Origin of the sequence: Leifsonia sp. NPDC058248, from assembly GCF_042881905.1 — a bacterium.
Classification (GTDB): Bacteria; Actinomycetota; Actinomycetes; order Actinomycetales; family Microbacteriaceae; genus Leifsonia.
This window is the reverse complement of the sequence record NZ_JBHVXB010000008.1, coordinates 40221-50610: the sequence shown is the minus strand read 5'-3', so window position 1 is coordinate 50610 and position 10390 is coordinate 40221. Positions and strand designations below refer to the sequence as shown.

Genomic DNA, 10390 nt, shown 5'->3' with positions numbered 1-10390 from the left:
CGGGTGGGGTTTTTTAGCCTCTCGTCCGTGTCCCGCGCACAACACCCCCCACCACCAACCCCGTCACACACCCCCCCCCGCCGCGGGGAGTGGGGAGGTGGCGTGCGGGGAGCGCGGGGCGTGGGGAGGGTTGCGGGCACGGGGCGCGGGCGCGGGTTGCGCGCGCCGCGCGGGCATCCGGAGCTTGCAGGGTGGGTACCGTACGATGAAAGTGGGCCCCGGCCGGCCCATCCAGCTGCCCGCGACACAACCAGGAGGGCCCGTGGCCAAGCCTCGCACCCGGCGCGTTCCGGTCACCCTCACCGGGCCGACCGCGACCGGACGCTGGCTGCGCGGCATCCACTTCTCGGGCTTCTCGCTCGTGATGATGGCGTTGCTGATCCTGGCGGTCGTGATCCTGGCGCCGACGCTGCAGAGCTTCGTCGCCCAGCGGCAGCAGATCGCCGACCAGCAGCACGCCGTCGACCAGCTGGCCGGCCAGGTGTCCACCCTCAAGAGCGAGCGCGCGCGCTGGAACGACCCCAGCTACATCCGCGCCCAGGCCCGCGACCGGCTCTACTACGTGATGCCCGGCGAGGTCAGCTACCTGGTGATCGACGACCGGCCTCCGGCGGCGGCGACCACGGATGCCCCGGTCAGCTCCAAACTGCAGAAGACCGACACCGACTGGGTCGGCTCGCTCTTCGGGTCGTTCATGGGCGCCGGCCTCAGCACGGCGACCCCCGACCAGCTGACCGGAAAGACGCCGGCCCCGGCCCCGACTCCGAAACCCACCCCGACCCCTGGCGGCACGAAATGACCACCCCACCGTTCGAACCTGTGACCGATGAGGACATCGCCGTCGTCTCCGCCCAGCTGGGGCGTCCGGCCCGCAACGTGGTCGGCATCGCCGCGCGCTGCGTCTGCGGCAACCCGACGGTCGTCTCCACGGCGCCGCGCCTCGACGACGGCACACCGTTCCCGACGTTCTACTACCTGACGCACCCCGCCGCGACCGCCGCGCTCTCGCAGCTGGAGGCGACGCAGGTCATGAACGAGTACAACGACCTGCTGGAGGCCGACGAGGCGACGCGGGAGCAGTACGCCGCCGCGCACGTCGCCTACTTGGCCGACCGCGAAAGCATCGCTGTGGTGGAGGAGGTCGCCGGCATCTCGGCCGGCGGGATGCCCGTGCGTGTCAAATGCCTGCACGCCCTCGGCGCCCACGCTCTGGCCGCCGGCCCCGGCGTGAACCCGATCGGCGACCTGGCGCTGGCACGCGCCGACTGGTCGCCCGAGGTCTGCGAATGTCTGGACTACAGCGCCGGATGAGCCGTCTCGGCCGTGGGGCGGCTGCCATCGTCGCAGGAGTCGTCCTGGCCCTGCTGGCGCCGGCCGTCGCGCACGCCGACCAGGTGCGCGACCTCGAGTACTGGCTGAACGACTACGGCTTCACCCAGGCGTGGGCGACCTCGAAAGGCGCCGGGGTCAAGGTCGCCGTGATCGACACGGGCGTCGACGGGAGCGTGCCCGACCTGACCGGCGTCGTCGTGGGCGGCGCAGACGTGTCGGGCGTCGGTGCCGCGAACGGCCAGAAGCCGCTCGGTGACGGCGACTCCGCCAACCACGGCACCTGGGTGGGATCGCTCCTCTCCGGCCGCGGCACCGGGCCGGACAGTGGAGTGCTCGGCGCCGCCCCGCAGTCGTCGATCCTCACCGCCTCCGTCGCGCTCGGCGAGGCGGCCGGCTCGGTCAGCAGCGACGACCAGATCGCCAATGCGATGCGCTGGGCGGTCGACCACGGCGCCCGGGTGATCAACATGTCTCTCACCCGCAACACCCTCGACTGGCCGACGAGCTGGGACGACGCGTTCCAGTACGCGTTCTCGCACGACGTCGTGATCGTCGCGGCCGCCGGCAACCGGGGGAGCGGCACGACCGAGGTCGGCGCGCCCGCGACGATTCCCGGCGTGCTCACCGTGGCCGGTGTCGACAGGCAGGGGAAGGCCAGCTTCGACGCGTCGTCGCAGGGCATCACGATCGGGGTGTCCGCCCCCAGCGAGCAGCTGGTCGGCGCGAACCCCGGAGGCGGGTACGTGCAGTGGGCGGGAACCAGCGGGGCTGCGCCGCTCGTGTCGGGGGCCGTCGCGCTCGTGCGGGCCGCGCATCCCGAGCTCAAAGCGGCCGACGTGATCGAGCGCATCATCAAGACGGCCCGGCCGGTGCCCGGCCCCGTCCCCAGCCCCATCTACGGCTATGGCCTCCTGGATGCGGCGGCAGCGGTGAACGCGGACGTCCCGCACGTGACGGCGAACCCGATGGGCGACCTCACCGAGTGGATCCGGATCCACCGCCGCGCGCAGTCGCAGGCCGTCCCGGCCCCCGGCGGCGGACCCGTCACCACCAGCACCCCGCAGTCCCTCGCACCGGAGCGTTCGGTGCGCGTCGAACAGCTTCTGTGGCCGCAATGGAGCGCCCTCACAACCTTCTGGATGCCGTTCAGCCTGATCGCCGGATTCATCGCACTCGTTGCGCTCGGCGGGGTCGGCGCATGGCGGCATTTCAGACGAACGCCCCGCAGGGGGTAGATTAACCGCATACTTTCGTGTTGAGGAGACCGTTCACTGTGCCCAAAATTCTGATCGTCGGCGGCGGATACGCCGGGTTCTACACCGCCTGGAAGCTCGAGAAGCAGTTGCGCAAGGGCGAGGCAGAGGTCACCATGGTCGACCCGCTGCCCTACATGACCTACCAGCCCTTCCTTCCTGAGGTCGCCGTCGGATCGATCGAGCCGCGTCACGCGGTCGTCGCGCACCGTCGCCACCTCAAGAGCACCAACATCATCTCGGCCAAGGTCACGTACATCGACCACGCCAAGAAGACGGCGACGATCCAGCCGCCGGTCGGCGAGGTGTACGAGTTGGAGTACGACCAGATCGTCGTCACCGCCGGCGCCGTGTCGCGCACCTTCCCGATCCCGGGCGTCGCCGACCAGGCAGTCGGCCTGAAGACGATCGAGGAGGCCGTCTTCATCCGCGACCGTCTGCTCAGCAACTTCGACAAGGCCGCGAAGCTCCCGGCCGGCCCCGAGCGCGACCGCCTGCTGACGGTCACTGTCGTCGGCGGCGGCTTCGCCGGCATCGAGATCTTCGCCGAGCTGCGTTCGTTCGCGAGCGACCTGCTGTCGAAGTACCCGGAGATCGAGTTCGAAGACACGCACTTCCACCTGATCGAGGCGATGGGCCGCATCATGCCCGAGGTCTCGCTGAAGACCAGCCACTGGGTGATCAACAACCTCGCCCAGCGCGGCGCCGAGATCCACCTCGAGACCCAGCTCTCGAGCGCGCTCGACGGTGTCATCGAGCTGTCGACCGGCGAGACGTTCGAGACCGACCTCATCGTCTGGACGGCCGGCGTCATGGCCAACCCGGCGGTCGTGCGTCACACCGACCTCCCGATCGAGGAGCGCGGCCGCCTGCGCGTTCGCGCCGATCTGCGCGTCGGAACGGACGAAGAGTTCGTCGCCGACGCTTGGGGCGCCGGTGACGTCGCGGCCGTTCCCGACCTGTCGGGCGGCGGCGTCGGCGGCTACTGCGTGCCGAACGCCCAGCACGCCGTGCGTCAAGGCAAGCTCCTCGCCAAGAACATCATCGCGGCGCTGCGCGGCGAGCTTCCCCGCCAGTACTTCCACAAGAACATGGGCGCTGTCGCCGGCCTCGGCATCGGCGTCGGCGTGTTCCAGTCGGGCAAGATCGCCGTCAAGGGTCTCCCGGCCTGGTTCGCGCACCGCGGTTACCACGGTCTGGCCATGCCGAGCTGGGAGCGCAAGCTGCGCGTTCTGACCGGCTGGTGGAACAACTTCTGGCTGGGACGCGACATCGTTTCGCTGGTCGCGGAGCAGTTCCCCCGCGCCGCGTTCGAGGAGTTCGCCTCCCGGCCCAAGCCGCCCGCGGCCGAGGCGACCCCCGCGGTCGAGGCTCCGAAGAAGGCTCCGGCCAAGCGCGCGCCCAAGAAGGCCGAGCCCGTCGAGGTTCCCGCGAAGTAGCACGACGGCGCCTCAGCGTCACGAAGGGCCCGGTACGACCATCGTCGCACCGGGCCCTTCGGCGTTCTCACTCCAGCTTGGGCAGGAGGTGCACCGGGATCGCCAGCGACGCGGCGACGCACAGGATGCCCGCGAAAAACACCGCGGCCTGCCAGTCCGGCAGGGTGGGCGCGATGCCGAAGAGCAGCAGCCCGCCGAGGAAGAGGGCGAAACAGACGATGATAGCGATCACGGTGCTCATGGCCGTACCTCCTGTACCGATCGCCCGCACGGGCGCTCACGTGCAACGCTAGGGCGTCTGCGGCGCAAGTCAAGAACCGGTTTCCCCTCCGTCGGTGAACCGGGCGCTTCCCCGCCCAGTGACGCGCCGGCTCGCCGTCGATCTCGCCGAGACGGGCGCGGCGAGCGTGCGGGTGGGCATCACTCCACCGTATTCGGTGAGATGCTGGGGGGAGACAGCTGTCGACGATGGGGGAATCGTGGGTTTGTTCTCGAAGGGGAAGGGCGCTGTACGCGCCGACGACGGGGCGGAGGCCGCGCTCGAGCGCGACGACGACGAGCGCGACGCCGGCGTGCGCGACGGCGTGCGCAACGACCTCGTGCAGGCGGCGTTGCAGTCGTGGGCGTCGGCCAAGGACGCACGGCGGTTCGCAAATGTGCTGCGGCAGTGCGCCACGGGTGAGCTGCTGCTCGACGGTGGTGGTTCCGAGCTCGCGGATCCGGCAGGCGGCTTCCGGCCGGGCGACACGCAGGGCATCGGCTACCGTACCGACGATCAGGGGCGGAGGCTGTTGCTGGCGTTCTCCAGCACCGAGCGGCTGGCCGCCTATCGCGGTGGCGAGCGCACGCCCTCGTTCGCGCAACCGGCGACCGCCACGCTGAAGCAGGCCACCGACGAGCCCTTCGACGGCATCGCCATCGACGCCGGGTCGGATGCTCTGTGCATCGCCTACGCCGACGAGATCCGCCGGCACCTCACCGACGACCCCGCCCTCAACGAGGAGCTGAAGACCGCTCTGGTCACCCGCACGCTGCCCTGGGACGAACTGCTCGACCTGCTCGGACGAACGCGCACGGTGTTCATCGCGATGCAGGAGCTCCGGGATGACGACGGCGCGGCGAGCGGCTTCAGCGTTCCGACCGTCGACGGCAAGAACGGCGAGAACTACGTAGTGGCCTTCACCTCACCGGCGGAGGTGTGGGCCTGGGCGCCCGCGTTCGACGCCCAGTCGACCGGCGTAGCGAACATCGCCCGTGCCGCCCTGGAAGACGGCAACGACGGCGTGATCCTGAACCCGGCAGGGCAGTCGGTGCTGATCTCGCCCGATGAGCTGGCCCGGTTCGCGCACTAGCCCCCGGACGCCCGCCGCGCGAAGAGGCCGGCCCGGGTGACCGGGTCGGCCTCATCGCTGACGCTCGCCGCTGCTACCTCACTGCGCCGCTTCTACTGGGCAGGTGTGACGACGAAGTTGTCGAACTTCGTGGTCAGCGGCGGGTTGGTCGCCGTACCGGACATGTAGGCGCGGAGTCCGACGGAGCCGGCGGCCTGGAGGGCTGCGGTGGTGTCGGTGACGCTGGCCTGCCAGGTGGTCGGTTCGGTGGCGCCGGTCCAGACGCGGGCGCGGACCGTGGTGGGGTTGGTGCCGAACACTTGCAGTCGCACCTGGTATTGCTGTCCGGGGACGTAGGTGAGGCCGGTGATGTTCAGCGCCTTCAGCGCGGTGGAGCCTTGCAGCAGTTGCAGCTGGACCACGTTGTTGGATTGCATCCAGACCCGGGCGCTGTATTCGGTGGCGCCGATCGAGCGGCCGATCGCGGAGACGTACAGGCCGCCACCGGTCGAGGTCTTATCGAGGCTGAACTGGACGGTGGTGTCGGTGTTGGTGCTGGAGACACTGCCGAGCAGTTCGGTCTTGGTGGACCCGGCGATCCCGTTGATGGAGGCGGTGCCGGAGCCGACGGTGTAGGCGCTGGCCGCGCCGGCGCCGGTCCAGGCGCCGCCGAGGTCGGAGCTGCCCCAGCCGCTGGCGGAGGTGCGCTCGAACGTGTCGGAGGCGATCGCCGCCGGCGGCGGTGCGGTCACGGTCACCGACTTGGTGGCCGTGTTCGTGCCGCCCCGGTTGTCGGTCACGGTCAGCTTCACCGGGTAGGTGCCGCCGGTCGCGTAGGTGTGGTTCGCCGTCGGTGTGGTGGCCGTGCCGCCGTCACCGAAGTCCCACGCGTACGACTGGATCATCCCATCCGGATCATTGGAGGCCGTGCCGTTGACCCCCACCGTGAGCCCGTTCGGAGTTGCCGTGAACGACGCGGTCGGCAACTGGTTCGGGCTGAGCGTCGTCGTCACGTCATGCGTGACAGGCGCGCTGGCCAGACCCTGGTTGTCCGTCACCGTGAGGGTCACGGTGTAGGTGGCCGCGGAGCCGTAGGCGTGCGTCGGGTTGACGCCGGTGCCGGTGCTCCCGTCACCGAAGTCCCATGCGTAGCTGTTCACATTGCCGTCGGGATCGTGGGACGTGCTTCCGTCGAACGCGACGCTCAGGTTGGTCACGGTCGACGTGAACGCGGCCGTGGGCGCCTGGTTCGGCAGTGTGCCGGAGGTGCCGAGGGTGTAGTGGTTCGTCACATCCTGCTGGCTGAGCTCACTCGAGTACACCGCGACCTCGTCGAGGGTCCCGTTGAAGTACGGTCCGGTGGAGCCCCAGGTGTTGTCGCCGCCGATCCGCCAGTAGCCGTCGTAGCCCTGTGCCTGGTTCTGCGGGTTGGTTCCGACCAGAGCGCCGTCGACGTAGAGCTTCATCCCGTCCGAGGCCTGGCTGGCCACGACGTAATGCCACTGGTTGTCATTGAGCGCATCCGGTGTGGTGATCGTGTTCGTCTGACCGGTCCAGACTCCGAAGACCAGCCGGCCGTCGTCCTGCATGTAGATGTGCCGGTCGTAGTTGCTGGAGAGGCCGCTGGACTCGTTGCCGAAACCGATCAGCTTGCCTCCGGTGTTGGTGTTGGTCTTGAACCAGAGCTCTTCCGAATAGGTCGTCGGGTTGGAGTACTGCTGGTTGCTCGACACGATTCCGCCGTTCGAACCGTTCGAGTCGGTGTTGAACGTGGTGGCCTTTCCGCCGCCGGAGATCCCGCCGGTCTGGCCGAGCGTGGCCGCCAGTCCCGAGTAGGTGCCGTTGTTCGCGTACGGGTCGGATCCGTTGGCCGTGGAGCCGCTCGTCTCGTCGAGGCGCCAGTAGAGGTCCGGGTTGCTGTTGTACACGGCGGCGCCGTAGGCATCGGCGGGTGCCGGCTTCAGCGGCGAGGTCCGACCCGAGGCGACGTACTGGTTCACGACCGTGGTCGGAGTCAGCACCGTCGGGTAGATGGCGACCTGGCCGATGTCGCCGGAGAAGAAGTTGCTGTTCGGCTGCGACGGCCAGCCGTTCAGGTTGTCACCTCCGACTCGCCAGTAGCCTGCGTAGTCCTGGGCGGTTGTGATGTCCGTGCGACTGCCGACGACCTTGCCGTCGACGTACAACCGCATCCCGTTGGAACCGAGCGAGGCGACGACCTGGTGCCACTGACCGTCATTGAAGGCGGCCGAGCTGTTCACCGTCTGGACCCCGCCGGGGTAGACGCCGAACCAGATCTTGCCGCTGTTGTCCATGAAGACGTGACGGTCGTATCCGGATGACGTCCCGACGTTCGCGTTGCCGAAGCCGATGATCTTCCCGCCGTTGCTCGAGGTGGTCTTGAACCACGCTCCGACGGTGAAGGTGTTCGGTCCGGGGATCGAGGCCGGGGTGACGGCCCAGCCGGTGTCGGTTCCATTGAAGGTGGATGCGGGCACGCCGCTGATCGGTCCGGCCGCGCCGCGGCTCACACCGGCCTGCAGCTGCAGATCGCTGAACCCGATGTGGTCGAAGCCGGCGGTGCCGCTCGATTCATCGAGTGGGTAGTACGCGGATGCTCCCGCGTTCTTGACCGAGTCCGCGTACGCTCCTCCGGTGTTGGTCGCACTGATGGTGACCGTGTTGCCGAGGCGCGAGATCTGGTTGCCGAACGGATCGGTCACGTAGACGCGGTACGAGTGCGAGCTCCCCGGAGCCAGCCCCGAATCGATGTAGCCCATCGCCGGTCTCGTCCAGAAGTTGGAGATCTGGTTGGTCTGGTAGACCGGGTTGGCCAGGTTGCCGTCGCGGACCAGCTTGTAGTTCAGGTTCACGTTGTCCTGGTCGTACGTCGCCGTCCAGGAGATACGTGCCTGTCCGGCGGTGAAAGAGGCGGCGTTCGGCACGAGCGCGGTGTTCACGTTCGGCCCGACCTTGTTCGGCGCCGCAGAGGCGACGGCGTACCGGGTGAGTCCGTACTGGGCGACACCGTTGACGAACGGGAACTCGCCGCCGACGGCAAGGTACTGACTGTTGCCGGCGATGCTCCAGGCGGCTTGACCCTGGCCGGTGTAGGAGCCGGTCACGTATGCGGGGTACCAGTTGAGCAGGGTGGGCGCCGGCTGTCCGGAGAAGTTGGCGTAGGCGCCGTCACCGTTGTTCGTCAGGGTGCCGGTGGTGGCCTTCGAGAAGGCGATCGTGTGGTGGTAGGTCCAGGGGTCGGTCTGCGGATACCCGGCCAGGTTGCCGCAGTAGTGCGGGTGACCGGCCGTGTAGAGCGCGTCGCCGAGCGGGTAGATCGAGTAAGTGTCGCCGTGGCAGTCCTCGATCCAGAGGAGGTTGCCGTTGGGGTCGGCCGAGAAGCTGCCCTCGAGGTTGCCGCCGGCGCCGAAGATGTAGCCGGAGCCGTATACCCGGTCGTTCGTGGCGACGAGGGCGGTGATGCCGGCCTGCGTGCCCGCGTCCCGGACCACCGAGTTGGCCGGGAAGGGCAGGATCGAGCCGTCGGTTCCGCTGTACATCGCGAGTCCGTATGCGTCGGTGCCGTTCGCGTGCTGGAAGCGGCCGCCGGCGTAGACCTTCGTGCCGTCGGGTGCGACGGCGAGCGCATCGACGACGAAGTCGGTGCTCCCGTGCCATGCCGTGTTCAACGAGCCGTCAGAGGCGTTGATCTTGGCGATGTACGGCGTGGCCGTTCCGTTGACGCTCGAGAACGTCCCGCCTGCGTAGACCGCTGTGTTGGTCGCCGCGAGAGCGCGTACCTGGCTCTCCATGATGGGTCGGAAGGAGCTGACGACCTGGCCGGTGGCGGTGCTGATCGCGACGATGCGGTAGTAGTTGCCGCCGCCGGCGGTGGTGAAGTCACCACCGACGTACACCCGCGAGCCGTCGGGTGAGGCCGTGATCGTGAGCGCCTGGGCGTTCAGCGGAACGTTGACGCTCGCGATCAGGTTGCCGGTGGTGATGTCGTACGCGAGGAGGTTGCTGCGCGGGGTCGTGTTGGTGCCGGCTGCTGCGCCGGCGGGGCGTGCGGTGGTGAACTTGCCGGCGACGTAGACGGTGTTGCCGACGACCACCTGCGCCCAGGCCACCCCGTCGATCTGTGTCGTGGGAAGAGCATCCGCACTCACCGTCGGCGGGGACGCCGGATTCGTCGGGTCGGGCGGGGCCGTGTCGGCGGAGGCCGGCGACGCGAGGGCCAGACCTCCGAAGACGAGGCCGACCGCCGTGATGACGGACGTGACGATCCCGATCGAACGGGTGCGGGAGTTGCTGTTCATGCGCATGACGACCTCGGGTTCACTCGCCGAATTGCTGGGAGGGTTCGACGGGGACCTGTCGGGCACAATCGAAACCGAGCGAAAGCAATTAACTGATTAATCCTCGACTAACTCTTGGACTATACATCCGACGGGACGCATCGCCTGTGCCCCCTTTGGGGGTGGATGCCTCCGGATGCTCCTCGGCGGGGCTCTCTTCCGGCGCGCCGGCGTCGTCCCAGAGGTCGGCCACGACGCTCGCCGATCGCCGGCTCCGAGCGGCAGGACGGGTCCGGTGGCGGGTGGGACCAGCCGCTGTCTGCTTGACGCTGCCTCAGCTCAGGCCGTCTGAAACCCAGTACTCCCGCTCTTACCTCACGGCTCGACCGGACCCGGTGCGCGCGTCCGTCGCCGGGCGTGTCGCGCTTTCCAGTTCGAGGGTATCCGTCGTCGTCCGCGTTCGGAAGGGGCGGCGTCTGGTCGGAGCTTCACGAGGAGGGAGCCGCCTCAGTGCTGGGGCGACTCCCGTTGCAGGGTCCGGTTCGCCGTTCGGGTCCGGCCCGGCGTCCCTGCCCAATGCCACGATCCTGCCACTCCTCCGGGCAGGGCTCCAGTAGAACCCCTTTTCTATGAGACGGGTTCTCACGGGGGTTTCTTGTCGACTTCTTAGAGCCTCGTCAATAGCGTCTGCTCGTCGGGTACGCCCGGAGTAGGGGCACGATCGTCCCCTCGTTCGT

The 10390-nt window shown here is 68.7% G+C and carries 7 protein-coding genes; 5 read left to right on the top strand and 2 right to left on the bottom strand.

Annotated elements, in window-relative coordinates:
* The first annotated feature begins 262 nt into the window (after positions 1-262).
* Genes ACFVV5_RS14080 through ACFVV5_RS14065 form a run of 4 tightly spaced genes read left to right on the top strand, consistent with a single transcriptional unit; the run spans position 263 to position 4024 of the window.
* Positions 263-799 (top strand): septum formation initiator family protein, encoded by a 537-nt coding sequence (locus tag ACFVV5_RS14080; RefSeq protein WP_387245121.1) that lies wholly within the window; start codon positions 263-265, stop codon positions 797-799.
* Positions 796-1311 carry a DUF501 domain-containing protein gene (locus tag ACFVV5_RS14075; protein WP_387245117.1) on the top strand — a complete coding sequence of 172 codons (516 nt, stop codon included), beginning with the start codon at positions 796-798 and terminating at the stop codon, positions 1309-1311. The genes ACFVV5_RS14080 and ACFVV5_RS14075 overlap by 4 nt, the downstream gene beginning before the upstream one ends.
* A complete protein-coding gene (locus ACFVV5_RS14070; protein WP_387245115.1) occupies positions 1287-2567 on the top strand; it encodes a S8 family serine peptidase in 1281 nt (426 codons plus the stop codon). Before ACFVV5_RS14075 ends, ACFVV5_RS14070 begins: the two co-directional genes overlap by 25 nt.
* 38 nt (positions 2568-2605) lie before the next feature.
* Positions 2606-4024: an FAD-dependent oxidoreductase gene (locus ACFVV5_RS14065; RefSeq protein ID WP_387245112.1), complete on the top strand. Its 1419-nt coding sequence runs from the start codon at positions 2606-2608 to the stop codon at positions 4022-4024.
* Positions 4025-4091: 67 nt separating this feature from the next.
* Here ACFVV5_RS14065 and ACFVV5_RS14060 read toward each other — a convergent pair whose 3' ends face one another.
* Positions 4092-4265 (bottom strand): hypothetical protein, encoded by a 174-nt coding sequence (locus tag ACFVV5_RS14060; protein WP_387245109.1) that lies wholly within the window; start codon positions 4263-4265, stop codon positions 4092-4094.
* 238 nt (positions 4266-4503) lie between these two features.
* On the opposite strand from ACFVV5_RS14060, the gene ACFVV5_RS14055 reads away from it, so the two are divergent.
* A complete protein-coding gene (locus ACFVV5_RS14055; protein WP_387245106.1) occupies positions 4504-5376 on the top strand; it encodes an SseB family protein in 873 nt (290 codons plus the stop codon).
* 92 nt (positions 5377-5468) lie between these two features.
* Here the strand turns inward: ACFVV5_RS14055 and ACFVV5_RS14050 are convergent, their stop codons facing one another.
* Positions 5469-9674: a LamG-like jellyroll fold domain-containing protein gene (locus ACFVV5_RS14050; protein ID WP_387245103.1), complete on the bottom strand. Its 4206-nt coding sequence runs from the start codon at positions 9672-9674 to the stop codon at positions 5469-5471.
* Between the last annotated feature and the right edge of the window lie 716 nt (positions 9675-10390).